Genomic DNA, 24,966 nt, shown 5'->3' with positions numbered 1-24,966 from the left:
GGCTCCTCACAAGGGGTTGTGCCGTATTACGGCACGCTGTATCGTCAGGCGGCACGCTGGAGCCTAAGGTTCCCCGACGGAACGAGTCAATGGATGCAGAACGTCCTCAACGCTCTACGGGCCCTCGAAGAGCTGGCCGTACGGCAGCCGATCGGCGTGGCCGACCTGGCGCGGGCGATGGAGCTGCCCAAGTCCTCGGTGCAGCGGACGCTGATGACGCTGAAGGAGGCGGGCTGGATCCGGCCCACGGGCACGACCCCCACCCGCTGGGTCGTCACCACCAAGGCGCTGCACGTCGGGAGGCACGCCACCGGTGAACTGGGCCTGCGCGACATCGCGTTGCCGGTAATGGAGGAGCTGCGCCGCCGCACCGACGAGACGGTGCACCTGGCCGTCCGCGAGGGCGGCAACGTGGTGCTGGTGGAGCGTCTGGAGACGTCGCAGCCGGTACGAATCATCCTGCCGCTGGGCCAGAACCTCTCGCTGCACGCGTCCTCCAACGGCAAGGCCGTGCTGGCGGCCGATCCCCCGGAGGCCGTCGAGCGCTACATCGCCCGCGGGCTGCGGCAGTACACCGGCACGACGATCACGGACCCGGTGGCGCTGCGTGCCGAGCTGGCCCGTACCCGGGAGCGCGGCTGGGCCGTCAACAGCGGCGAGTGGCGCCCGGATGTCTCCGCGGTGGCGGCGGCCGTCGTCGGCGAGGCCGGACTGCCCGTCGCGAGCATCAGCGTCAACGTGCCCACGAGCCGTATGACGGAGGACGCGCAGCCGGTCTACGGCGCGCTCGTCAACGAGGCGGCGAAGCGGATCGGCGCAGCTCTGGGACGCGCGCACGAGGAGGGCGGCGCAGGTTGACGGATCCTCACGCAAACCCTTGACGGGCCCCGACCCCCCTCCCATACTCGCCCAAGGCGAAAACCGGATTCCATATCGCGGAATAGTTTTGGCGTTTTGCGGGTGATCCCCAGCAGCGCTCGCAAGGGCGGAGTCACAGGCCACGTAAGGCTTCTGATATCCGTTCGGGCATGTGCCGGCACGCCTTTCAGTGACCGTTCGACCGAAGGCGAGGAAGCCTCGTGTCAGATCACGTCATAGCCATCATCGGGTTGGTGCTGGTATTCGCCATCGCCACATTCACGTCGGTGCACATGGGCGCGCTCGCCATCGTGGCCGCTTTTGTCATCGGAAGCGGATTCGTGGGCCAGTCCGCGGACGACATATTCGGCGGCTTCCCAGGCGATCTGTTCGTCGTGCTCGTCGGTGTCACATTCCTCTTCGCCATCGCCAAGAACAACGGAACGGTGAACTGGCTCGTCCATTCCGCGACCCAGGCGGTGGGCGGCAGGATCGCGCTCATCCCCTGGGTGATGTTCCTGGTCACGGCGGTGCTGACGGCGTCCGGCGCGGTCGTGCCCGCTGCCGTGGGAATCATCGCCCCGATCGGCATGGGATTCTGCGTGCGCTACCGGATCAATCCGGTGCTGATGGGCCTGCTCATCATCAACGGCGCCAGCGCAGGCGGATTCTCACCCATCAGCATCTTCGGCAGCATCACGAACGGCGTCGTATCCCGCAACGATCTCGACGGAAATCCCACTCTGCTGTTCCTCAGCTCGTTCCTCTTCAATGTGCTCCTCAGCCTCGTCGTCTTCTTCCTGTTCGGCGGGCGCAGCCTGATCGGGCGCCGCGCTGAGGACGGTTCGCCCGAGGAGACCGCGGAATCCGGGAACGGCGGTGGCGGCTCGCTGGTGACGGCGGGCGCACCCGCCGGGACGGGCGGCGAGGGGGCGCCGGAAACGGACGGCGGTACGGCGGGGAGGGCGGCGACGGCGGCCAAGGGCGGCGGAACCTCCGCACCCGCGACCGCTCCCTCCGGCGGAGGCGGCACGGCGGCGGTCGAGGACGCCGACGACGCGACCGAAGAGGCCGTGGCGCTCACCGGCATCCGGATCCTCACGCTGGCCGGGCTGGTCGGCATGGTCGTCGGCTCGCTCTTCTTCGACCTGGACCCCGGCATGATGGCGCTCACCGTCGGCGTGCTGCTCACGCTCGTGAACCCCGCGTCGGCCAAGGGCGCCGTGGACGCCTGCGCGTGGTCGACCGTGCTTCTCGTCTGCGGCATCGTCACGTTCGTCACCATGATGGAGAACATGGGGACCATCGACTGGCTCGGCAAGAGCGTGGCCTCCATCAACGCCCCGCTGCTGGGCGCCCTGCTGATCTGCCTCATCGGCGCGGTGGTCTCGGCCTTCGCCTCCACCACCGGCATCCTCGGCGCGCTCATTCCGCTGGCCGTGCCCTTCCTCCAGGACGGCAACGTCGGCGCCGTCGGCCTGATCATCGCGCTGGCGATCTCCTCGTCCGTCGTGGACTCCTCGCCGTTCTCCACCAGCGGCGCGCTCGTGACGGCGAACTCCCCCAAGGAGCAACGGGACACCGTCTTCCGGCGGTTGATGGTCTGGGGCTTCAGCATGGTCGCCATCGCGCCGCCGGTGACGTGGCTGTTCTTCGTGGTGCCGGGCTGGCTCTGAGCGGCACGGCCACACCGAAGGCACCGTGCGGCGGGCGCCCCGAGGACCGGCTCCTCGCGGGCGCCCGCCCGCTTCCATGTGTACGGCGCGTGCAGCGGGCGCCAGGCGGTCGGGGGCCGGCGCCGTGCCGGTGCGGGGCCCCGCGGCCCTGCGTTCCCCGGCCCGTGCGACGCCCCGCCACGGGGGATGACATGATCCGGCGTGCGGTACCCGCACGCCCCGCGAGCCCCACGGCAGCAGGCACCAGGCACCAGGCGGTGGGCATCAGGGAGCGGGCAGCAGGGCAGCACAGGCCGGACCGGGAAGAAGCCCCGGCCCGACGTTCGGATAGGCAGGCACCAGGCACATGGCTCAGATCAGTCCCAGCATCCTCTCGGCCGACTTCGCGCGTCTCGCCGCCGAAGCCGAAGCGGTGACCGGCGCGGACTGGCTCCATGTCGACGTCATGGACGGCCACTTCGTCCCCAACCTCACCCTCGGCGCACCCGTCGTCGAGGCGCTGAGCAAGTCCACCGGCATCCCGCTGGACTGCCATCTGATGATCGAGGAGCCGGACCGCTGGGCACCGCAGTACGTGGAGGCGGGCGCCCGCTCGGTGACCTTCCACGCCGAGGCCGCCGCGGCGCCCGTACGACTCGCACGGGAGATCAGGGCGCTCGGGGCACGCGCGTCGATGGCGCTCAAGCCCGCCACCCCCGTGGAGCTCTACGAGGACCTGCTGCCGGAGCTGGACATGCTGCTGGTGATGACGGTCGAGCCGGGCTTCGGCGGGCAGTCCTTCCTCGACATCATGCTGCCGAAGATCCGCCGCGCCCGGCAGTTGATGGACAAGCACGGCCTGGAGATGTGGCTCCAGGTCGACGGCGGTGTCTCCGCCGACACCGTCGAGCAGTGCGCCGAGGCAGGCGCGGACGTCTTCGTGGCGGGCTCCTCCGTCTACGGCACCGACGATCCCGCGGCGGCCGTACGGGGCCTTCGGCAGCAGGCCGAGGAGGCGGCGGCACGCCGGTCCGCCGGGACGGGCGGCGGCACTCGCTGAGCGGGCCGCCCCACGGCGCCTCAGAGTCCCGAGGCGTCCCGAACCGTTCCGACGCGTTCCGCTGCCGCACCCGCGGCGGTCGTCCGCCCACGCGGTTCGGCAGTGCCCCGCCCGGGGCGCGCGCACACTGGAAGGCAGGCCCCGCAGGAGCCGCCGGAGCGCACGGCAGGCGCAAGAGTGGATCGAGGCCACCCGGGATCTGCAAGGATGAACGCCCAGCGCTGATGCGTACGTAGGCAAGACAGTGAGGTGAGTGCGGTGTCGTCGGGTCGGACCACACGAATGGGACCCGCCGAGCTCATGCAGGCGGCAGCCATGGCACGCCGCTTCTACCTTGAGGGCAAATCCAAGATCCAGATCGCGGACGAGTTCGGCGTGAGCCGATTCAAGGTGGCGAGAGTGCTGGAGACGGCGCTGGAGCGCGACCTGGTCCGCATCGAGATCAGGGTCCCCGCGGAGCTGGACGCCGACCGCTCGGATGCGCTCCGGTCCCGCTATGGGCTGAGGCACGTGGTCGTCGTCGAGTCCCCGTCCGAGGCGGCGGACGACGGCGCCGATCCGGAGAACCTGGGCGAGGTGGCCGCCGGACTCCTCGGTGAACTCGTCACCGAAGGCGATGTGCTCGGCCTCGCCTGGGGCCGCTCCACCACGCATATGGCCGCCGCGCTGCGCCAGTTGCCGCCCTGCACGGTCGTACAGCTCACCGGTGTCTACGACGCGGGCACCGCAGACCGCGGATCGGTAGAGGCCGTACGGCGGGCAGCGGAGGTCGCCGGCGGCGAGGCACACCCCGTCTACGCCCCGATGCTGCTGCCCGACCCCGCCACGGCCGCGGCGCTGCGCAGCCAGACCGGCATCGCCCGCGCCTTCGAGTACTTCGACAAGGTGACGGTGGCCGCCGTGTCCATCGGCTCCTGGGAGCCGGGCATCTCTACCGTCCACGACATGCTGAGCGACTCCGAGCGCGAGCACTACTCCTCGCTGGGGGTGGCCGCGGAGATGTCCGCGCACCTCTTCGACAAGAGCGGCCGCCGCATCGGACGGGACCTGGGGGAGCGCTGCATCACCGTCGAGGCCGAACGGCTGCGCCGCGTGCCCGAGGTGATCGCCATCGCGGGCGGGCAGCGCAAGGCGGAGGCCATCGGCGCCGTGCTGCGCTCCGGGCTGGTCACCAGCATCGTCACCGACACCGCCGCCGCCGACTATCTGCTCACCGAGGCCGAGCCGGGGCCCAAGCCCGCGCTGGAGCGCGCCGACCCGGACGGCTCATAGCCGGGGTCCGCGGCGGCCGGTTCGTAGCGGCGGATTCGCTGCGGCAGGTCCTCAGCGGCAGGCCCTCGGCGGCAGGTCCCGGCGCCCGGAGGCCCCTGCTCATGCGGGTGCGGACGCAGAGCGGCGAACCGTGCGGGTTACGCTCGTGAGCGCCGCGTCCTGCGGCCCGCGAGTGCTCTCTAGGAGGCAGGGGCGACCATGACCACGCAGCGCACCAAGCTGCCGGGAGTAGGCACGCAGTACGACTTCCAGACCCGGGCGGGCCGGCACATCTCCGTCGTCGCGCACCAGGACGGGCGGCGCTTCCTCGGCTTCTACGAGCCCGGCGACCCGGACGCCTGCCAGGCCACGGTCCCGCTCGACCCGGACGAGGCGTCTTCGCTCGCGGGGCTGCTGGCGCCCGCAGACGGCTCACGGCTCGGCACCGGCGAGATGGATCTCGACCTGGTCACCGAGCGGATCCATGTGACGACCCAATCCCCTTACCGCAGCAGGCCGTTGGGGGAGACCCGCGCCCGCACCCGTACCGGCGCCTACATCGTGGCCGTGCTGCGGCGCACCGGGCCGCACCCCTCACCGGGGCCGGAGTTCCGGCTGGAGGCGGGCGACGAGGTCGTCGCGGTCGGCACCCGCGAAGGTGTCGACGAGCTGGCACGCATCATCAGCGGCACCTGATCGCACACGCTCTGCGGCCCCCCGGCAAGCGTGCCCCGCGGTGCGCCGACTCATTGCGCCGACTCGGCCGCCCCGCGCAGCACTTGACCGTACTTGACCGTTCGCGGCCGTGCGCCCGTACGCAGGCGGAGCGCGGCGAGCGCGGCACCCCCGTGAAGCGGCCTGCACCGCGGAGAGGGCACATCGCGGAAGTGCGGTCAAGGCCGCTTCCGCTCTCTGCCCCCTTACTCCCGGTCACCCCTTGCGGCAGTGGCGCAAACGGCGTGCGCAGCAGGTGAACGGCGCTCTTCCCTCACATACCCTCCTCCGATTCCACGCATGGGAAGATCCGAATTTCCCTAGGCAGCGCACCGCACCGGGAGGTAATTTTCGCCGTCAGTCACTGAACGTCGTGACGGAGGGCAGACGGGGTGAGGGCGGTGCGCTGTGCGTGACTACAGCCTTCCTCCCCTCGTGGAACCGCTGAGATCGGGCGGCCTCGCCGACTCCGTCTACGAACTGGCCGCCCGTGAACCGGGGTTGCCGCAGATCGCCCGCCGCGACAGCCCCGACGGCAGCACGGGGCCCTGGCGTGAGACCACCGCCGCCGCCTTCGCGACCCAGGTGCTGAAGCTGGCCAAGGGGCTGCTCGCCGAAGGCATCCGCTTCGGCGACCGCGTCGCGGTGATGACCCGTACCCGCCATGAGTGGACCCTCTTCAGCTACGCCCTGTGGTCCCTCGGCGCGCAGGTCATACCCCTGTATCCGGCCTCCTCCGCCGAGCAGTTGCGCTGGGTGCTGCGCGACTCGGAAGCGTGCGCCATCGTCGTCGAGCACGAGGACCACGCGATGACCGTGGGCTCCGTCGTGGACGGGCTGCCGCGCCTGCGCCACATCTGGCAGTTCGACGCGGGCTGCGTGGGATGGCTGAGCGAGGCCGGACGCGCCGTGGAGGACAACGACGTACACCGCCAACGCTGGGCCGTCACACCGGAGATGACCGCCGCGGTCATATACACCTCCGGCACCACCGGCCGCCCGCGCGGATGCGTCATCACCCACCGCAACCTCGCCACGGAGTGCGACACGATCCTCGCCGGCTGGGGCCCGCAGATGGGAGAGCCCGGCCAGCAGCCTTCGATCCTCGCCTTCCTGCCCGTGGGTCACGTCTACGGGCTGATGGTGACGGTGCTGTGCATCCGCGGCGGCTATCTGCTGGGGCACCAACCCGACATCTCCGCCCGCGAGTTGATGCCCGCCATCAGATCCTTCCGGCCCACGTGCCTCTATGCGGTGCCGTACTTCTTCGAGAAGTTCTACGCCGGTTCGCGGATGAAGGCCGTCAACGCAGGCCGCGGCGACATGTTCGACAGGGCGATGGAGGTCTCGCGGCGCTACGCGGAGGCGGCCGAGGCCCAGGCGCTCGGCGTCGGGCCGGGGCCCACCACGGGCCTGCGGGCACGCCACGCGGTCTACGACCGCCTGGTCTACCGGCACTTGAGGGACGTGCTCGGCGGCCGCACGCGCAACGTGGTCTCCGGCGGCTCGACTCTCAGCCGCGAGCTCGGCCTGGCGCTCGCCGGTGCGGGCGTCGTCGTCTACGACTGCTACGGCCTCACGGAGACCACGTGCGCCATCACCGCGCAGCCCCCCGGCAGGCCGCGGTTCGGCACGGTGGGACGCCCCATGCCGGGCGCCTCCGTCCACATCGCACGTGACGGCGAGGTGTGGGTGCGCGGTCCGATGGTCTTCCCCGGCTACACGGGGCGCTCGGAGGACACCGCGCGGCACGGCGCACCGTCGTATGCGAGCAGCGGCGCGCACGCCCGTGAGCAGTACGAGGAGACGCTGCGCGACGGCTGGCTCGGGACGGGAGACGTCGGCTATCTCGACGACGGCTATCTCGTCATCACGGGCCGCAAGAAGGACGTCATCATCACCAGCGCCGGGCGGAGCGTGTCACCGCTGATGCTGGAGACCCGGCTGCGCGCCCATCCCCTCATCTCCCAGGCGCTCGTGGTCGGTGACGACCGCCCGTATGTGGCGGCACTGGTCACCCTGGACCCCGAAGTGCTCGAACAGTGGCGCAAGGGCCGTGAGCAGTGGGGCTTTTCGGGACCCGGCTACGGCAACTCGCCCTCGGAGGAGCTGGAACGGGAAGTGGGGCGTGCCGTGGCGGCGGCCAACAGCGTCTTCTCGAGAGCCGAGTCGATCCGCTCGTTCCGCATCCTGCCGGAGGAGTTCAGCATGGCCGACGGCCTGGTGACGCAGTCTCTGAAGCTGAGAAGAGCCGAGATCACGCGGATGTACGCGGCTGAGATCGAAGAGCTCTACGCGAGCTGATTCCGGCCGCGGGCGCGACACGCGGCACGATACGACTTTGCAATGTAGCAGTGTTGAACGACCTGAGACCGGTTCTTGTCAGGTCGGGACGAAGCCTCGACCACATCCTCACACGCGCCGTTAGCGTCCGTCGCACTTCGACCAATGCGTGTGGAGAGGAGGGCGGATGCGGTCCGCCATGACGTCCGGGCGAGCGATCGGCACAGTGCTGGTCGTTCTGGGGCTCGTTGCAACCCTCGCGGCGCTGGTGCTGCCGATGCAGGGCTTCGACGGCAACCGCAACATTGCGCTGGCTCGTGCGGGATGGCAGGACGACGGTAAGGGAACCTGGAAAACCGAATACGGGCCCCTTACTCCAATGGACCGTGACTTCATACGCAAAGTGCGGAATGCCGGTCTATGGGAGCTGCCCGCCGGCCAGTCCGCGCGGGAGCGCGGGACACGAAAGTCGGTGCGGATCGCGGGCGATCATCTCGTCGACGGACACACGGAGTTGGACCGACGGGCCATCGAGGCCGGTCGCACCCTGAAGGTTTCACTGCCGAACCAGCCTGCCGGCAAGAACCAGGACTACCTGGACGAGATCGACCGGGCCGAGGGTGATGAATTCGACCGGGTTCTCGTCGAGAGGCTGCGCCAGGCTCATGGCGTTGTCTTCGGCCTCGTAGGGCTTGTACGCGATCAGACCCGCAACTCAATGGTGCGGTCGTTGGCGACCCGGGCCAACGCCATTGTCCTCGATCACATCACAGTCCTGGAGGACACGGGACTTGTGGACTTCGAGGCGCTGAACGACGTGAAATGAGTGGAGTGAAGTCAATATGAGACAAAAAGGCCACAAACGCTCGCGCACGGCGAACAAAACGATAGCGATCGTCGCAGCGCTGGTGGTCGGTGGTGGTGGCGCAGCGGCGATCGGAGTCAGTGCCTTCGCGGGGAACGAGGACCCCGCTGCTGCCGCGAGCACGATCGACTGTCCCGATGTGAGCCTTGCACTGGGCCAGGTACCCCAGGACGCGAAGCAGTCCGTGGGTCAGAAGCTCGCCACTCTGGACCAGCAAGTCGCCCAGGCCTACGGGCAGTGGCACTCCAAGGAGCAGAGCTCCGAGGAGGCCCTTGGGCAGTTGAACCAGCAGCGCTCGGAGACCATCCGCGGTATCGGCGAGGACTTGAAGAACGCCGGTGCCGAGCAGCCCCAGGACATGCAGTCGATGGCCCAGTGCCAGATGATGCAGGACCAGGCCGCGGCGGAGGGCGGTGATCAGGGTCAGGGCGCCCAACAGGGCCCCAAGGCTGAGGACTTCGTCAACATCGAAGACGTCCAGCCGAACGCCTCGAAGGAGGCGGACCCGGGCGGCAGCTTCGAGACGAAGTGCGGCAACAACGAGAACGAGCACTTCAACTCGGACAACGTGATCGCTGCTCCTGGCGTTCTCAACGGTGCCCACCACGTGCACGACTACGTGGGCAACGAGGACACCAACGCGCAGTCCAGCGACGAGTCTCTCGCGGCGGCGGGCACCACGTGCGCCAAGGGCGACCAGTCGACGCACTACTGGCCCGTGATCCGTTCACTGGACGGGAACGAGGACCAGCGGGGCGCCGTGCAGGAAGGCGACGTCGCCGAGCAGCAGGGCGGCGACCAGGCCGGCGGCGACCAGGGCGACCAGGCCGGTGACCAGGCTGCGAACGACGTGAACGCCAACAGCGTCACGGAGGACGACCAGGGTCAGGACGCCGGTCTCGACCAGGGTCAGGACCAGGGCCAGGTCGAGGGCCAGGACGCCGGCGTGGATCAGGGTCAGGAGCAGCCTCCGGCTGAGGACCAGGGTCAGGACGCCGGAGTGGATCAGGGTCAGGACCAGGGTCAGGAGCAGCCTCCGGCTGAGGACCAGGGTCAGGACGCCGGAGTGGATCAGGGTCAGGACCAGGGCCAGGAGCAGCCTCCGGCTGAAGACCAGGGCCAGGGCCAGGACCAAGGCCAGGATCAGGGTCAGGACCAAGGCCAGGACCAGGGCCAGGGTGAGGGCGAAGACCAGGTCGGCGGCGGCGAAGGTGCCGAGGCCCAGCCTGGCGACGGCGGTGCCAACGACCTCAACGTCGGCAGCATCCTCAAGCCCGACGCCACGATCAAGCTCACCTCCGGCGGTGCCGACCAGGTGACCGAGATGCCGCGCTTCCTGCGCATCATCACCGGTGACGCCAAGGCCTTCACCAACGGCGACGAGAACGCCAACGCGTCGTGGAGCTGCGAGGGCTTCGAGGACCGTCAGCTCAAGGACAAGTACCCGATCTGCCCCGAGGGCAAGAAGATGATCCGTACGTTCAAGTTCCAGAACTGCTGGGACGGTCAGAACACGGACAGCGGTAACCACCGGGACCACATGGAGTTCTCGGACGACCAGGGCAACTGCCCCGAGGGCTTCCAGAACATCCCGCAGGTGCAGCAGACGATCAAGTACGACATCCCCCAGGAGAACCTGGTCAACGCTGACACCCCGTTCGCGGTGGACTCCTTCCCGGAGCAGCTGCACAACCCGATCACGGACCACAGCGACTTCATCAACGTCATGCCTGAGGACCTGATGAAGACGGCCGTGGACTGCATCAACCAGGACAAGGAGTGCTGATGTGAGTCTCCGCCGCGGGGCCCGTACGCAGCCCCGCGGCGCAGCCCGCACACGACGGCGGCCCGGACGCAGATTCTGTGTCCGGGCCGCCGCCTGTCGTTCCGTTGTTCTGTTGTCGATCCCCGTTGTGCTGTTCTGTGTTGCTCTTCTGTTGTCGCTCTGTTCCGTTCTCAGCGCCCTGCCGGGAGGTTACGGGCAGGCGCCCGGTGCGAGCACCGGGCGCCTGCGGTCACAGACCGTTGACCCGGGCCTCACGGGCGACGCCCAGGGGGCGGACGCCGGCGGCGACGGTACGGGACCTGCGGCCGGCACGGGTGCGCTGCCGGCGTATCTGGCCCAGCAGCCGACGGCCGCGAAGGGTCATCTCCAGCTCGAAACGCGTACGCGGATCGCGCAGCGCCGAGCCGAAGAGCTTCTCTATCTGACGCAGCCTGTAGCGCACCGTCTGCGGGTGAACCTGGAGCGTCTTGGCCGCCTCAGGTGCGCCACCGCTCTCCAGCCACGCCAGCAGCGTGACTTCGAGGCGCTCGCTCTGCCGCGGGGTGAGCTCGGCGAGGGGGCCGAGCCAGCGGGAGGAGAGCGCGCAGGCGAGCGACTCGTCCTGCAACAGCAGAAGCATGGACAGATGGTCGTCTACGAAGAGGACCTTGCCGTCCTGGTTGTTGCCGACACCGCCGTTGACGCCGCCGCCCGGTGCCCCGGGTGGCGGCGTCAGCTCCAGCAGTCGCCGGGCCCAGCGCACCGATGAACCCGCGTCGTTGAGCGGGACGGTGTGCCCGACCGCAGCCGTGCGACCGCGCAGCACGTTCTCCAGTGCTTCGCGGTCGTCGTCCGGGTCGGGTATCAGCAGGCACAGCTCACTTTCGACAGGGCTGACCAGGGCGTTGCCGAGCGCCGCCGCGAGCTGGGGCACCTCGCTGGGTGAGGCGAGTGCTACAGCACGGACTGTCTCGGGCAACGGCCACCTTGCTGACCTGGCCAGTTCTGTCAGTCGTGACTCCGGGAATTCCTCCTCTCCCATGAGTGCCGTGAAGAGCTGCCGTCGGGCACGGTCGATGGGAACCGCTGCTGTGACGTTGTCGGCCTGGTTCGCGGTTCCCGTGTCCGAATCCTTTGTTTCCGGTGAGTGATGTCCCAATGCGGCCAGCAATGCCTGTTCCACGGCCCATTGAGCATCCTCGCGGTCAATTTCCCGCAGAAAAGCGGACATTGCCGGTATGCTGCGTTGTAGAGCTTCCACCACCTGGTCTGCGACGGCGGGCAGCTCCTTTCTCTGAACGCGCGCCCACTCGCCACGGGGGCGAGATCGGATGCGGTTGAGAACGTCGCTCATCTCTACCTCGTTCCTGCCGGGTTGGGCCTGCCCGAGCACGGGAGGACAAGCCCGCGGAGGTTGCCTCCGGTAACCGGTATCCCGCCCCGGTCCCGGAGTTGAGGGTCCCCCTGCTTCCCCTGAAGGGGCATCATCGACACCGCGGGGTGCGGCGGCGATCCCACTGCCAGAATTTGTCACAGAGCGATAAAACCTGTGAAGGTCCCGGGGAGTTCCGAGATGCTTCTGCATCCCGACCACCGCATTCTGGTCGCGCAAAGTAGAGAGCTTCACACCGGAACGTCACGGGTCATTCCCGATTCAACTGCTTTGCGGTATACGGCAGATGCGGGACCGAGGGTCAGGTCGGACTTCGGCGACAGTGCGATCGGAAGATCCGGATGCCCCCAGAACAGATCCGTGTCCCGCCGGCGAAGCGCCGTCCGACGGCGCTTGCTGCCTCCAGGCGAGGTGACGTCCCCCCTCGCCAGGCCCGTCAGCGCTCAAGCCAGGGCCCGAGACTCGAGGTCGAGACCCCTGGACGCGGCACCGCGGCGCGTTACGTCCCCCGGTACACCGCGTTCGTGATCGTCTCGGCTCTCGCCATCGTCTTCGCGATCAGCAATCAGTCGATGGACAGATTGTGGGCGTTCGTCGAATTCGGTTCGGGAGTCTTCTCCCTGCTGCTGCTCACGTTCTCGGTCCTTTGGGGCGTGGCCGCGGCGGACCGGATGCTGCTCGACCCCAATCACCGGCTCATCGCGCAGGCGATCCACCGCGGCTCCGCGGTGGGCGGCCTGGGTTTCCTCGGTCTGCACATCTGGTCGAAGGTCGCCCTGGGCTCGACCAGTTGGCAGGCCGCGGCCATTCCCGGACTCGACGGGGCACAGCCCATTCTGATCGGAATGGGCACCGTCGCCGGGTATCTCTTCGTGGCAGTGACGGTCACGGGCGCCGTGCGGGGCGCCTTCGCACGCAAGGGCCAGTCACGTCTGTGGCGTGCCCTGCACATGACCGCCTATCTGGCCTGGGGCGCGTCCCTGGTGCACGGTCTGCGTGCCGGCCGTGCCGTGGCCGACTGGGTCGACTGGGGATACGCCGTAGCCCTTACCGGAGTGACCGTCGTCCTGATGATGCGGCTCGCCCCGAGTCGTAACGCCTCATCGGCCGACAAGCGCAAGAAGGAGCAATAGTGACGTCTGTCGTGCCCTCACCCGTCTCCGCGTCCAACGCGGACGCGGTGCCCTCCCTCGCCTCGTTCGGGCCGCCACGGCTGCTCGCGGGCCTGGGCACCGGCGCGGGATGGACCCGCCGCCTGGAGCGCGTGGGCCATCTGACGGTGCACGGAACGATGCCCGAGATGCGGCTGGAGGAGCTGGTCGATCTCGCCGAGAACATCGATCTGCGCGGCAGAGGCGGTGCGGGCTTCCCCTTCGCCCGCAAGCTCAAGGCGGTCATCGAGTCGGCCCACCGGCGGCAGCAGGCGCGGGCGGCCGTCGTGGTCAACGGCAGCGAGGGCGAACCCAGTTGTCTCAAGGACACCGCGCTGCTGCTCTTCAGCCCCCATCTGGTGCTGGACGGGGCGATGCTGTGCGCCCGCGCGCTCAACTCCGACGAGGTCAACGTCGCGGTGACCCGGCCCGACGTGGAGCGCTCGGTGCGGGACGCCGTCGCCGAGCGCGGCCCCGGCGGTCCGCGCATCCGGGTCGTACGCATGCCGGAACGCTTCGTCACCGGTGAGTCCAGCTCCCTCGTCAGCGGTCTCAACCAGCTGCCCGTACTTCCTTCGGGGAACGGCGTGCGCGCCAGCGACGCGGGCGTCGACGGCCTGCCGACGCTGCTGTCCAACACGGAGACCTTCGCGCAGCTCGCCGTGGGCGCGCGTCTGGGAGCGCTCGACTTCCGCAACGTGGGCCTGCCGACCGAACCGGGCACCGTGCTGCTGACCGTGGGCGGCGACAAGGTCGTCGAGACCCCGACCGGTGCTCCGCTGCCGTACATCCTCGGGCTGTGCGGCATCGACCCCGGACAGGGCGTGCTCATCGGCGGCTACCACGGGAAGTTCCTGGAGCGCGACCAGTGCTGGCAGGCGCGGATCTCACGTGACGCGCTCGACGCGCTGGGCGCCACGCTCGGCGCGGGCGCGGTGCTGCCGCTGCCCGAAGGGACCTGCCCGGTGGGGGAGGTCGAGCTGGTCGCCCGCTGGATGGCGGACGAGTCCGCGGGGCAGTGCGGACCGTGCTTCGTCGGGCTGCCGGCGCTGGCCGACACCGTGGCGTGGGCCGCGGACGGCGGCGGACGCGAGGCCCTGAACGCGATCAAGGCACGCACCAAGGCCGTCAAGAAGCGCGGGGCGTGCAACCATCCCGACGGCACGGCACGCCTGGTGGACTCGGCGATGAAGACGTTCGCCGAGGACTTCGAGGCGCACGCGCTCGGCAGCGGCTGCGGGCGGCCGGTGTTCGGCTGCCTGGCCGTGCCGGAGGAGGTGCAGCTCGCCGCCGGCTACCGGCCGCCCGAGCGTCCGGACGCGCCCAAGCACGGCGCACCGCAGCTCGAAGGGCGCAAGCAGAAGCGGCTGGTCGTCGACTGGACGCTGTGCCAGGGGCACGGGCTGTGCGCGGGCGTAGTCCCGGACATGATCGAGCTGGACATCGACGGCTACCCGACGGGCGCGTCCGCGGCGATCCATCCGCACACGCAGAAGCAGGCGCAGCGGGCCGTACGGCGCTGCCCCGCGCTGGCGTTGCGGATCGAGGAGCGGTAGGGGCGGGCTGCGGCCCGCCCCGGGCGCCCCAGGTGCCCGGGTACGCCGGCAGCGGGGCGCCGGGGGAGCGGCCGTAAGGCGGCAGGGGCCGAGTGCCGAGCGGGGAACCGAGTGCCGAGTGGAAGGGCTTTCCGGCCTCAACGGACGGCGTGCCGGGGGGAGTTGAGCGGTCAGCACATTTGCGGCCGTCGCGGTACCCCGGCGTTTGGCACGATCGGACAACTTTCCGCCGCCTGAAACCCTCCTGCACCACACTCACATGCCAGCCACACATATCCAGCACTGAAGGAGCGGTCATGAGGAAGCAGCGTCACGTGGCTCTGATCGGGACCGCGATCGTCGTCGCGATGTTCGCTACGGGATGCGGTTCCACGGGCAATGACTACTCCGGTCAGAAGATCAAGCCGGCCGGGCAGGCCGCCGACAACAACGGCGGTGACGCTGGCGGCACCAGCCGGAAGGACGCCCCGGCGGGCGCGATGAAGGCCAAGCTCACCGAGAAGCTGGGCGAGGTGGTCACCGACTCCAAGGGCTGGACGCTCTACCGGTACGACGAGGACACCGCATCGCCCTCGCAGTCCAACTGCAACGGCGACTGCGAGAAGATGTGGCCGCCGGTCCCGGCGAAGGGCGCCGAGGCGGGCTCCGGTATCGCCAAGTCCGAGCTGGGCAAGGTCAAGCGCAGCGACGGCTCCTACCAGCTTACGGTCGGCGGCTGGCCCGTCTACCGCCACGCCAAGGACAAGAAGCCCGGCGACCTCGACGGACACGGCGCGGGCGGGATGTGGAACGCAGTCGCCCCCGACGGCAACAAGGCCAGCGCGCGCAACCTCAAGCAGCTCAAGGCCGTCGACAACCCCGAGCTGGGCAAGATCGTCGCCGATGCCAAGGGCCGCACGCTCTACCGGTTCGACAAGGACTCGGCCTGGCCGATGAAGTCCAACTGCAAGGGCGAGTGCCTGAAGTCGTGGGTGCCGGCGAAGCCCGTCGAGAAGGACAAGATCAGCGGCATCGACCCGAAGCTGCTCAGCACGTACAAGCGCGCGGACGGCACGCGTCAGCTCTCGATCGACTGCTGGCCGCTGTACTGGTTCAAGGGCGACAAGGAGCCCGGCGACATCAACGGCCAGGGCAAGATGGGGCTTTGGCACGCCGCCACCGACAAGGGCAAGAAGGCAGGCGCCTCGCGCTGACACACGGCGCACGCCGAAGCAGCACGTTCCTCCAGGGCCCGCGCCCTCGCGACCGTCCCCATGGGCGGCTCGGGGCGGCGGGCCCTGAGGGTTTCCCAGGGCCCCACCGCGTCGCCAATTGCTGTGCGCGAGCGGAGAATTCCGTGAGCGGCTCTCTCCCGCCCTGTGAGGGGCGCCTCCTGTCCCATGTCCGACTGACCGCCCCCAGGCCCTCAGAGACCCCTCAGAGTCCCAGCAAGCCCTTGCTGCTCGTCGTTCGCGGTACGGGTGAGACGCGCGGGGCGCCTGCGGGCCGTTCTCGACGGCCACCGCGAGTGCGATCCGTGCGGTTCTGCTGTGTAACGCCCCGATGTATCCACTCCGGCCGGTCGTCCGTGTGCGGGCACTGGCGCGCATCCATGCGCGAGTCCCTGCGCCGATCCGGGTGCGGGGCCCGGCGTACGTACTCCCCCGACGCACCGTCGACAGCGGAACAGACCCGCGCCGGAACATAGATGCAACGACGGGTTGACCCATAGATGCAAGGACCCTAAGTTCCGTGACGCGGTCGTTGATTACCGGATTTCGGAATTCGGTGCTCGGCTGTCGCGAACTGCCGCTCCGTCGGAGGATCTACGGGTCTTGGAGGCTCGGTGCCATGATCGACACCGCACTGCGCCAGGAGTTCGAAGCCGCACTCGGGGCGGACGCCGTGCTCACGGATCCGCTGAAGCTGCGTACCTACGAGTGTGACGGGCTCACCGGCTTCCGTGAAGTCCCCGCCCTGGTCGTACTGCCGCGCGGCACCGAGGAGGTCGCCGCCGCCGTCTCGCTGTGCGCGAGGGCGGGGCTGCCGTTCGTCGCACGCGGCGCCGGTACGGGACTGTCGGGGGGAGCGGTGCCCGTGGCGCAGGGGGTGGTGATCTCCCTGGCGCGGATGCGCGGCATCGTCGAATTCGATCCGGACGACCGGCGGATGGTCCTACAGCCCGGCGTCACCAACGCCGAGATCTCACGCGTCGCCGCACCGCACGGCCTCTACTACGCGCCCGACCCCTCCAGTCAGGTCGTGTGCACCATCGGCGGCAACGTCGCGGAGAACTCGGGCGGCGCCCACTGCGTCAAGTACGGCTTCACCGTGCACCACGTCACCGCCCTGCGGGTCGTGCTCCCGGACGGCACCGTCACCGAACTCGGCGGCGACGCCCCCGAGAGCGAGGGGCCGGATCTGCGGGGGCTGTTCATCGGCTCGGAGGGGACCCTCGGCATCGCCACCGAGATCACCGTGCGGCTGCTGCGTACTCCCGAGAGCGTGCGCACCCTGGTCGCCGACTTCCCCACGGCCGAGGCGGCGGGGGAGGCGGTCAGCGCGATCATGGCGTCCGGGATCGTGCCCGCGGCGGTGGAGATGCTCGACTCGCTCGCGATCGAGGCGTGCGAGGCGGCCGTGCACGCGGGCTACAGCCTCGACGCCACGGCCGCCCTCGTCGTCGAACTCGACGGCATGGAGCACGAATGCGACGAGCAGTTCGAGCAAGTCGTCGCGCTGTGCAGGCAGAAGGGCACCACGAACGTGCGCATCGCCGGCACCGCCGAGGAGCGTGCGCTGATCTGGAAGGGGCGCAAGGCGGCGTTCGCGGCGATGGGCCGCATCAGCCCGGACTACTTCGTGCAGGACGGGGTCGTCCCGCGCACCAGACTGTCCGAGGCGCTGACCCGTATCGCCGCGATGTCCCGGGCGGAAGGGCTGCGGGTGGCGAACGTCTTCCATGCGGGAGACGGCAATCTGCATCCGCTGGTGCTCTTCGACGGGCAGGCGGGGGAGTCCGAGCGCGCGGAGCGGCTGGCCGCCGAAATCGCCGAGATGTGCGTGGAGTTGGGCGGTTCGCTCAGCGGCGAGCACGGCATCGGCCTGGACAAGGCGTGCTCCATGCCGGAGATGTTCGGCGAGGAGGACCTGGCCGTGATGGACCGGCTGCGTACGGCCTTCGACCCGGATCGGCTGGCCAACCCGGGCAAGGTGCTGCCCACACCGCGGCTCTGCGGGGAGACGCCGGGCCGCTACCGGCCGCACCCGCTCGAAGCGGCCGGCATGATCGAGAGGTTGTGAGACGAGGTGACCGAGGAGCCCCGCGGGGCCTTGTACGCGGACGGGCCGCCCGCCCGGTCACGGGCCGCGTCCGGCCCGGCTAAGCCCGAACCGTCGAGGACCGGTTCGTCGAAGCCGGACTCGTCCGACTCCCGTGCGTCCGGGGCCGGTTCGCCTCGCGCAGCGGCGGAGGGCGCCGAGGGGCAGGAGGGGCGTTCGCCCTCCCGGGTACGGCCCTCGGGTCTCGCCGAAGCCGTGGATGCGGTGGCGGGCGCCGCGGCACAGCGGCGGACGATGCTGTTCGAGGGCGCGGGGACGGCCCTGGAGTGGGGGGCGCCCGTCGCGGAGCCCGCGCTGGTGGTGGAGACCTCCGGCCTGGACCGTCTCATCAGTCACGCACCGGAGGACTGGACGGTCGGCGTCGAGGCCGGGATGCCGCTCGCCCGGCTCCAGAAACTGCTGGCCCCCGCGGGCCAGTGGCTGCCGGTCGACCCGCCCACGGCCGACGGCGGCGCCACCCTGGGCGGACTGCTGGCGGGCGGCGACGCCGGACCGCGTCGACTGAAGTACGGCGGCCTCGCGGACCTGGTGATCGGTGCGACGCTCGTGCTGCCCAACGGCACCGTGGCCCGCACCGGCGGCGACGTCATCAAGAACGTCGCCGGCTACGACCTCGCCAAGCTGATGTCCGGATCGCTCGGCGCCTTCGGGCTCGTCGCCCGGCTCAATCTGCGCGTGCACCCGCTGCCCGCGGCCACCGTGACCGTCGCATTGCCGGTGGACGACGCGGCGCAGGCGCTCGACGCGGCGCGAGCCGTGATGCGCTCGCCGCTGGAGCCGGTCGCCGTCGAGTGGGACGGGCGGGAGCTGCTCGTCCGCTTCCAGGGCACCGAGGAGAGCGCGGCGGCACGCGGCAGGCTCGCACCCGAGGTCCCCGGTCTCGCCGGCGCCCGCGTGCTCGACGCCGACGCCGAACAGGCCGCCTGGCGGCGCCACTTGGGCCTGCTGCGCGGCGAGGAGGGAGAGACGGTGCTCCGCGCCGCGACCCACCCCGCCCGACTGCCCGGGCTGGCGCGTCGGCTGAACGAGCTGACGCGGGAGACCGGCGTGGAGGCGAGGCTGCTGAGCGGTGTCGCACAGGGGCTGCACACCGCCGTACTGCGCGGAGGCGACGCCGCCGGTCACGCCGAGTGCCTCACCGCATGGCGCGAGACCGTGCACCAGGCCGGCGGCTCGGTGACGCTGCGGCGGCGGCGTGAAGGCGTGGACGACCTGGCCGCGGCGTGGGGCCGGGCCCCGTCCGCGACGCCCGTACTGCGTTCCCTCAAGCGGCAGTTCGACCCCGACGACATCTGTGCACCGGGGCGTTTCGCGCCCTGGTTCTGATCAGGGCGGGCGGCGGCAGGCGCCCGCCGCCCGCCCGGCGACAGCGAATCCGTTCCGTAGGAGCACCGAATGACCACGCAGCACGGTGGAAGCAGCGAGTCCCCGGCCCAGGCCGGTGCCTTCGACTCCCACCACCCGCCGTCCCCGGAACTCATCTCCGACTGCGTGCACTGCGGCTTCTGCCTGCCCGCCTGCCCCACGTACGAGCTGACCGGCGAGGAGATGAACTCGCCGCGCGGACGCATCTACCAGATGAAACTCATCAGCGAGGGCGAGGCGCCGCTGGACGCCGCCGCCGTCAGCCACTTCGACAACTGCCTGGGCTGCATGGCCTGTGTGACGGCCTGCCCTTCGGGTGTGCGCTACGACCAGCTCATCGAGTCCGTACGGCCCCAGATCGAACGCAACTGGGCCCGCTCACGCGGCGATCGTGCCTTCCGCGAGCTGATCTTCCGCCTCTTCCCCTATCCGCGGCGGCTCAGGTGGGCGGCCGTGCTCGGCGCCGTGTACCAACGGCTGGGCATTCGCCGGGTGTTGAGCCGTACGGGCCTGCTGCGGCGGCTTCCCGCGCGGCTGCGCGCGCTGGAGGCGCTGATGCCGGACGTGCCGCTGCGGGCCGCGCTGCGCAGAACTCCCGTGCGCAGCAAGGCACTTGGCCTGGCCGGTACGGAGACGCCACCGGACCCGTCCTCGGACACGCGACCAGAGCCGGACTCCCCGGCGACGAGCGCACCCGCGGGCGAACCGCCAATGGCCGAACCGTCAATGGGCGAACCGGCAGAGGGCGCACCGGTGGCACCGGCCGCTGCCGCCCGCCGGACCGTCGGCATGGTCACAGGCTGCGTACAGCAGGTCTTCTTCGCTCAGGTCAACGAGGCGACCGTGCGTGTGCTCACGGCCGAGGGCTGCGACGTCATCGCCCCCGCGGAGCAGGGCTGTTGCGGCGCCCTGAGCGAGCACGCGGGACGCGAGGAGGAGGCCGCGGGACGGGCACGGCGACTCATCGACGTCTTCGAACCGCTCGACGTCGACACGATCGTCGTCAATGTGGCGGGCTGCGGCTCCGCGCTGAAAGAGTACGGACGGCTGCTCGCCGACGACCCCCGCTACCGCGAGCGCGCCGAGGCGTTCGCCGCCAAGGTGCGCGACATCTCCGAACTCCTCGCCGAACTGCCCCCGTCGGCGCCCCGGCACCCGGTACCCGCTCGCCTCGCCCACCATGAGGCGTGCCATCTGGCGCACGCCCAGGGAGTGCGCGAACAGCCCCGTGCCGTGCTGCGCGCCATCCCGGAACTGGACGTCGTCGACATCCCCGAGGCCGACATGTGCTGCGGCTCCGCGGGCGTCTACAACCTGATCCAGCCCGAGCCCGCCGAGGAGCTGGGCCGACGCAAGGCCGGCAACGTACGCTCCACAGCCCCGGACGCCGTGGTGACCGCCAACCCCGGCTGTCTGCTTCAGATTTCGCGCCATCTCGACAAGCAGCTCCCCGTGCTGCACCCCGTCCAGGTCGTCGACGCCTCCATACGCGGCGTCAGGCCCTGGTGAGTCGTCCCCCGAGTCCCAACTCGTCACCGGAGGCACCGTGTTCCAACCCGTACTCGACCCGCTGGGCGGTTCGCTCGGGTGGTCGTCGCTCGTAGCCGCTCTTCCGCTGGTCGTCTTCTTCGTGCTGCTGGGCGTGCTGCGCGTCCAGGCGTGGATCTCCGCGCTGTCCGCGCTCGCCGCGTCGATCGTCGTCGCGGTGGCCGCATACGGCATGCCCGTGGGGCAGAGCCTCAACTCGGCCGTGCTGGGCGCCCTGTTCGGGCTGTTCCCGATCATGTGGATCGTGGTGAACGCCCTGTGGGTCTACCAGATGACCGTCGATACGGGGCACTTCGAAGTGCTGCGCCGCTCCTTCGGCAGGCTCTCCGACGACCAGCGGCTCCAGGCCGTCATCGTCGCCTTCTGCTTCGGGGCGCTGCTGGAGGCGCTGGCCGGATTCGGTGCGCCCGTCGCCATCAGCTCGGTGATGCTCATCGCGCTCGGCTTCAAGCCGTTCAAGGCGGCGACGGTGGCGCTGGTGGCCAACACCGCCCCCGTGGCGTTCGGCGCCATGGGCACGCCCGTGATCACGCTCGCCGAACTGACGGGCCTGCCGCTTGAGGACGTCTCCTCCACCGTCGGACGCCAGACGCCGCTGCTGGCCGCGGTCGTGCCCGTGCTGCTGGTCTTCCTCGTGGACGGCAAACGCGGTGTGCGGCAGACCTGGTGGCCCGCACTGGCATGCGGACTCTCCTTCGCCGTGGCCCAGTTCGTCACCTCCAACTACCTCTCGGTCGAGCTGACGGACGTGGTCGCCGCGCTCGTGTCGGTCGGCGTGCTGGTGCTCGTGATGCGTATGACGACGATCCCGTCGGTGACCGCGGAGGACGCCTCCGATGCGGCCGACGCGTCCGGCAGGGAGGCGGGCGGAGCGCCGGGCGGCACGGGCGCCTCGGGCGACGGGTCGGGCACCGGCACCGCCACCGAGGTCCGCGACGGCCGCCGCGCCGCCGTGAACGCCTACCTTCCCTACGCCGTGATCATCGCCGTCTTCGCCGTGAGCCAGATTCCGGCGGTCAAGGCCGTACTGGAGAAGGGCGCGGTGCTCTTCGACTGGCCCGGACTGCACGTCGCCGACCCGGTCACCGGCAAGCCCGCGGCCTCCACCGTCTTCAACTTCAACTGGCTGCCCGCGACGGGCACGATGCTGCTGCTCAGCGGCGTCCTCACCGCGCTGCTGCTGGCCGTGCCGCCGGGCGTCGCGGCACGCTCGTACGGCAAGACGCTGCGGCAGCTACGGTGGGCGATCCTCACCGTCGCGGCCGTGCTCGCCCTGGCGTATGTGATGAACCTGTCCGGACAGACCTCCACCATCGGCCACTTCATCGCGGGCGCCGGAGCCGCGCTGGCGTTCCTCTCGCCCGTGCTCGGCTGGCTCGGTGTCGCGGTCACCGGCTCCGACACCTCCTCGAACGCCCTCTTCGGCATCCTCCAGGTGACGGCCGCGAAGAACTCCGGCTACGCCCCGGAACTCCTCGCCGCCGCCAACAGCTCCGGCGGAGTCCTCGGCAAGATGCTCTCCCCGCAGAACCTCGCCATCGCCGCCGCCGCGACGGGCCTGGGCGGACGGGAGGCCGAACTGCTGAGGAAGGTCGTGGGCTGGAGCCTGGCGCTGCTGCTGCTGATGTGCGTCCTGGTCTTCCTTCAGTCCACGTCCGTGCTGGGCTGGATGCTGCTGTCCTGAACGGCGTCCCCCGCGCGACCCGCGCGGGCGCCGCCGACTCTCGCGTCCCCGTGTCCGAGGACCGCTGCGCGAGTGCCCCGCAGGTGCTCGCGCAGCGCGGCGCGGTAGGCGGCCAGATCGCCCTTCTCCAGCAGCGAGACGAGTTCGACGTGCTCGTGGTTGGTGGCCCGCAGCCGGTCGCCGTCGTTGAAGACCGCGTACAGGCCCATGCGCTGCTGGCGGTCGCGCAGCCCCGCGTACAGGTCGAGCAGTATCGGGTTGTCCGCCGCCTCCACGATGAGCTGGTGGAAGACCTGGTCGGCGGCGACGAACCCCTTGCCGTCGCCCGCCTCGCGCAACTTGCGCTGCTCGTCGAGCTGTTCACGCAGCTCCCCGACCAGACGGTCCAGCGTCCCCGGCTCCAGGGAGGAGACCTTCTCCGCCGCGAAGGACTCGACCAGCTCCCTGGTCTCCAGCACGGACTCCACCTCCTTCGCGGACACCGGTACGACCACCGCGCCACGCTTGGGGTAGAGCCGCAGCAGGCCCTCCGCCTCCAGCAGCAGGAACGCCTCGCGCACGGGCGTACGGCTGATGCCGAGCGCTTCGGCCACCGTGCCCTCGCTGATCAGATCGCCCCCGGCGAGGATGCCGTCCAGTATCCGTTCCTTGGCGTACCGGTACGCGCGCTGGGACGTAGGGAGAGCCTTACCCACCTGTTGCCCCCCGGCATGGATGGATGCATGAGTCCGAGCGGACACTAGATGCGGCCCCCGCGGACTGGCAACCGCGGTGTGAAGACCCGCGGCGGGGGCGACCGGGCCTCCCGCATGGGGCCCGTGCCGCCGCGGCCCGGGGCCCGGTTCGCCGCTCCCGCGCACGGTCGGCGATGATGGAGGAGGAGCCACAGCCCGGACGCTGCGCCTCCGGCACTCACTCCCCGCCCGCCCCCGGCTACCGCTGGGAGGGGCCCACATGGAGCGAACGACGCAGGTGAGAGAGCCGGTATGCGATTTCTGAACGACCAGCAGCCCCCGTACGACCTGACCTACGACGACGTGTTCATGGTGCCCGGCCGCTCCGCGGTCGGTTCACGTCAGGGAGTGGACCTGGCGTCCCCCGACGGCAGCGGCACCACGATCCCGCTCGTCGTAGCCAACATGACCGCCGTCGCCGGGCGGCGCATGGCGGAGACGGTCGCCCGCCGCGGCGGCCTCGTCGTCATCCCGCAGGACATCCCGATCGACGTGGTCACCGAGGTCACCGCGTGGGTCAAGCGCCGCCATCTGGTGCTGGACACCCCGATCACGCTCGCGCCGCACCAGACGGCCGCCGACGCGCTGTCGCTGCTGCCCAAGCGTGCGCACGGCGCGGGAATCGTGGTCCAGGAGGGGCGGCCCGTGGGCGTCGTCACGGAGTCCGACCTGACCGGCGTCGACCGCTTCACCCAGCTCTCGGAGGTCATGTCCCGGGACCTGCTGGTGCTCAAGGCCGACGTCGACCCCAGCGAGGCCTTCGACCAGCTCGACAGCGCGCACCGCAAGCTCGCGCCCGCCGTCGACGCCGACGGCCGCCTCGTGGGCATCCTGACCCGCAAGGGCGCGCTGCGCGCCACCCTCTACACACCGGCGACGGACGCGGCGGGACGGCTGCGCGTCGCCGCCGCCGTCGGCATCAACGGCGACGTGGCGGGCAAGGCCCGCGCCCTGCTGGAGGCGGGCGTCGACACCCTCGTCGTGGACACCGCGCACGGCCACCAGGAGCGCATGGCCGAGGCACTGCGCGCCGTGCGGGCCCTCTCGCCACAGGTGCCGGTCGTCGCGGGCAACGTCGTAGCCGCCGAGGGCGTACGCGATCTCATCGAGGCAGGGGCGGACATCGTCAAGGTCGGCGTCGGGCCGGGCGCGATGTGCACGACGCGGATGATGACCGGCGTCGGGCGCCCCCAGTTCTCCGCCGTGCTCGAATGCGCCGCGGAGGCAAGGAAGTTCGGCAAGCACGTATGGGCGGACGGCGGAGTGCGGCACCCCCGCGACGTCGCGATGGCGCTGGCGGCGGGCGCGTCCAACGTCATGATCGGCTCCTGGTTCGCCGGTACGTACGAGTCGCCAGGCGACCTTCAGCAGACCGCGGAGGGGCGGGCCTACAAGGAGTCCTACGGCATGGCCTCCGCCCGCGCCGTACGCAACCGCACCAGCGAGGAGTCCGCCTACGCCCGCGCCCGCAAGGCCCTGTTCGAGGAAGGCATCTCCACCGCGCGGATGTTCGTCGACCCGGCGCGGCCCGGCGTCGAGGACGTGATCGACGCGATCATCGCGGGCCTGCGCTCCTCGTGCACCTACGCCGGGGCGGCGACCTTGGAGGAGTTCGCGGAGAAGGCCGTGGTGGGTGTGCAGAGCGCCGCCGGCTATGCGGAGGGCGAGCCGCTGCACGTGAGTTGGTGAGCGCGGCGGAAGACCTCGGCCGCCGGCGGACGACCGCGGTCCCGTGCGACGACCGCGGACCCGGCCCGGCGACG

18 protein-coding genes are annotated in these 24,966 nt (G+C 70.4%); 16 read left to right on the top strand and 2 right to left on the bottom strand.

The window, feature by feature from the left end; translation table 11 throughout:
* Window positions 1–93: 93 nt before the first annotated feature.
* From MMA15_RS01520 to MMA15_RS01485, 8 genes are all read left to right on the top strand, one after another.
* Entirely contained in the window at window positions 94–858 is a 765-nt protein-coding gene (locus MMA15_RS01520) for an IclR family transcriptional regulator (RefSeq protein ID WP_241057130.1), read from the top strand.
* Between the two features lie 221 nt (window positions 859–1,079).
* Window positions 1,080–2,534 (top strand): SLC13 family permease, encoded by a 1,455-nt coding sequence (locus MMA15_RS01515; RefSeq protein WP_241057129.1) that lies wholly within the window; start codon window positions 1,080–1,082, stop codon window positions 2,532–2,534.
* Between the two features lie 346 nt (window positions 2,535–2,880).
* On the top strand, window positions 2,881–3,573 hold the full coding sequence (gene rpe, locus MMA15_RS01510) for a ribulose-phosphate 3-epimerase (RefSeq protein WP_241057128.1): 693 nt from the start codon (window positions 2,881–2,883) through the stop codon (window positions 3,571–3,573).
* 282 nt (window positions 3,574–3,855) lie between these two features.
* Window positions 3,856–4,845 (top strand): sugar-binding transcriptional regulator, encoded by a 990-nt coding sequence (locus MMA15_RS01505; protein ID WP_241057127.1) that lies wholly within the window; start codon window positions 3,856–3,858, stop codon window positions 4,843–4,845.
* 198 nt (window positions 4,846–5,043) lie between these two features.
* Entirely contained in the window at window positions 5,044–5,520 is a 477-nt protein-coding gene (locus MMA15_RS01500; protein WP_241057126.1) for a cation:proton antiporter regulatory subunit, read from the top strand.
* 453 nt (window positions 5,521–5,973) lie between these two features.
* Window positions 5,974–7,842: an AMP-dependent synthetase/ligase gene (locus MMA15_RS01495; RefSeq protein WP_308290488.1), complete on the top strand. Its 1,869-nt coding sequence runs from the start codon at window positions 5,974–5,976 to the stop codon at window positions 7,840–7,842.
* Between the two features lie 178 nt (window positions 7,843–8,020).
* Window positions 8,021–8,647 (top strand): DUF4142 domain-containing protein, encoded by a 627-nt coding sequence (locus MMA15_RS01490; protein ID WP_241057124.1) that lies wholly within the window; start codon window positions 8,021–8,023, stop codon window positions 8,645–8,647.
* 178 nt (window positions 8,648–8,825) lie between these two features.
* A complete protein-coding gene (locus MMA15_RS01485) occupies window positions 8,826–10,472 on the top strand; it encodes a DUF1996 domain-containing protein (protein ID WP_241057123.1) in 1,647 nt (548 codons plus the stop codon).
* Window positions 10,473–10,701: 229 nt separating this feature from the next.
* On the opposite strand, the gene MMA15_RS01480 is transcribed toward MMA15_RS01485, so the two are convergent.
* Window positions 10,702–11,430, bottom strand: a complete 729-nt coding sequence (locus MMA15_RS01480; protein WP_241057122.1) for a PucR family transcriptional regulator — start codon at window positions 11,428–11,430, stop codon at window positions 10,702–10,704.
* 938 nt (window positions 11,431–12,368) lie between these two features.
* On the opposite strand from MMA15_RS01480, the gene MMA15_RS01475 reads away from it, so the two are divergent.
* The 7 genes from MMA15_RS01475 (at window position 12,369) to MMA15_RS01445 (ending at window position 22,469) form a co-directional block, all read left to right on the top strand.
* Window positions 12,369–12,977, top strand: coding sequence for a hypothetical protein (locus tag MMA15_RS01475; protein WP_241057121.1), 609 nt, complete (start codon window positions 12,369–12,371; stop codon window positions 12,975–12,977).
* A complete protein-coding gene (locus MMA15_RS01470) occupies window positions 12,977–14,551 on the top strand; it encodes an NADH-quinone oxidoreductase subunit NuoF family protein (RefSeq protein WP_241057120.1) in 1,575 nt (524 codons plus the stop codon). Before MMA15_RS01475 ends, MMA15_RS01470 begins: the two co-directional genes overlap by 1 nt.
* Before the next feature lie 296 nt (window positions 14,552–14,847).
* Window positions 14,848–15,744 (top strand): SCO0930 family lipoprotein, encoded by an 897-nt coding sequence (locus tag MMA15_RS01465; protein ID WP_241057119.1) that lies wholly within the window; start codon window positions 14,848–14,850, stop codon window positions 15,742–15,744.
* A gap of 637 nt (window positions 15,745–16,381) precedes the next feature.
* The gene (locus tag MMA15_RS01460) at window positions 16,382–17,833 is read left to right on the top strand and encodes an FAD-binding oxidoreductase (RefSeq protein ID WP_241057118.1); all 1,452 of its coding nucleotides are present in this window, start codon (window positions 16,382–16,384) and stop codon (window positions 17,831–17,833) included.
* 6 nt (window positions 17,834–17,839) lie between these two features.
* Window positions 17,840–19,198, top strand: a complete 1,359-nt coding sequence (locus MMA15_RS01455; protein ID WP_241057117.1) for an FAD-binding oxidoreductase — start codon at window positions 17,840–17,842, stop codon at window positions 19,196–19,198.
* A gap of 69 nt (window positions 19,199–19,267) precedes the next feature.
* Window positions 19,268–20,746 (top strand): (Fe-S)-binding protein, encoded by a 1,479-nt coding sequence (locus MMA15_RS01450; RefSeq protein ID WP_241057116.1) that lies wholly within the window; start codon window positions 19,268–19,270, stop codon window positions 20,744–20,746.
* 37 nt (window positions 20,747–20,783) lie between these two features.
* The gene (locus MMA15_RS01445; RefSeq protein ID WP_241057115.1) at window positions 20,784–22,469 is read left to right on the top strand and encodes an L-lactate permease; all 1,686 of its coding nucleotides are present in this window, start codon (window positions 20,784–20,786) and stop codon (window positions 22,467–22,469) included.
* On the opposite strand, the gene MMA15_RS01440 is transcribed toward MMA15_RS01445, so the two are convergent.
* Window positions 22,430–23,164: a GntR family transcriptional regulator gene (locus MMA15_RS01440; protein ID WP_241057114.1), complete on the bottom strand. Its 735-nt coding sequence runs from the start codon at window positions 23,162–23,164 to the stop codon at window positions 22,430–22,432. The two genes, MMA15_RS01445 and MMA15_RS01440, sit on opposite strands and share 40 nt — an antisense overlap.
* 291 nt (window positions 23,165–23,455) lie before the next feature.
* Between MMA15_RS01440 and MMA15_RS01435 the strand changes: the two genes are divergently transcribed.
* Window positions 23,456–24,892 (top strand): GuaB1 family IMP dehydrogenase-related protein, encoded by a 1,437-nt coding sequence (locus MMA15_RS01435; RefSeq protein ID WP_241057113.1) that lies wholly within the window; start codon window positions 23,456–23,458, stop codon window positions 24,890–24,892.
* Window positions 24,893–24,966: the final 74 nt, after the last annotated feature.

Origin of the sequence: Streptomyces marispadix (assembly GCF_022524345.1) — a bacterium.
Lineage (GTDB): Bacteria > Actinomycetota > Actinomycetes > Streptomycetales > Streptomycetaceae > Streptomyces > Streptomyces marispadix.
The sequence above is the reverse complement of the archived record's forward strand: the minus strand, read 5'-3'. Positions and strand labels throughout refer to the sequence as shown.

Coding starts and splice junctions, on each gene's coding strand:
- MMA15_RS01465 (WP_241057119.1), top strand. CDS start 14,848: ATGAGGAAGCAGCGTCACGTGGCTCTGATCGGGACCGCGATCGTCGTC.
- MMA15_RS01500 (WP_241057126.1), top strand. CDS start 5,044: ATGACCACGCAGCGCACCAAGCTGCCGGGAGTAGGCACGCAGTACGAC.
- MMA15_RS01460 (WP_241057118.1), top strand. CDS start 16,382: ATGATCGACACCGCACTGCGCCAGGAGTTCGAAGCCGCACTCGGGGCG.
- rpe (WP_241057128.1), top strand. CDS start 2,881: ATGGCTCAGATCAGTCCCAGCATCCTCTCGGCCGACTTCGCGCGTCTC.
- MMA15_RS01490 (WP_241057124.1), top strand. CDS start 8,021: ATGACGTCCGGGCGAGCGATCGGCACAGTGCTGGTCGTTCTGGGGCTC.
- MMA15_RS01450 (WP_241057116.1), top strand. CDS start 19,268: ATGACCACGCAGCACGGTGGAAGCAGCGAGTCCCCGGCCCAGGCCGGT.
- MMA15_RS01520 (WP_241057130.1), top strand. CDS start 94: ATGCAGAACGTCCTCAACGCTCTACGGGCCCTCGAAGAGCTGGCCGTA.
- MMA15_RS01505 (WP_241057127.1), top strand. CDS start 3,856: ATGGGACCCGCCGAGCTCATGCAGGCGGCAGCCATGGCACGCCGCTTC.
- MMA15_RS01435 (WP_241057113.1), top strand. CDS start 23,456: ATGCGATTTCTGAACGACCAGCAGCCCCCGTACGACCTGACCTACGAC.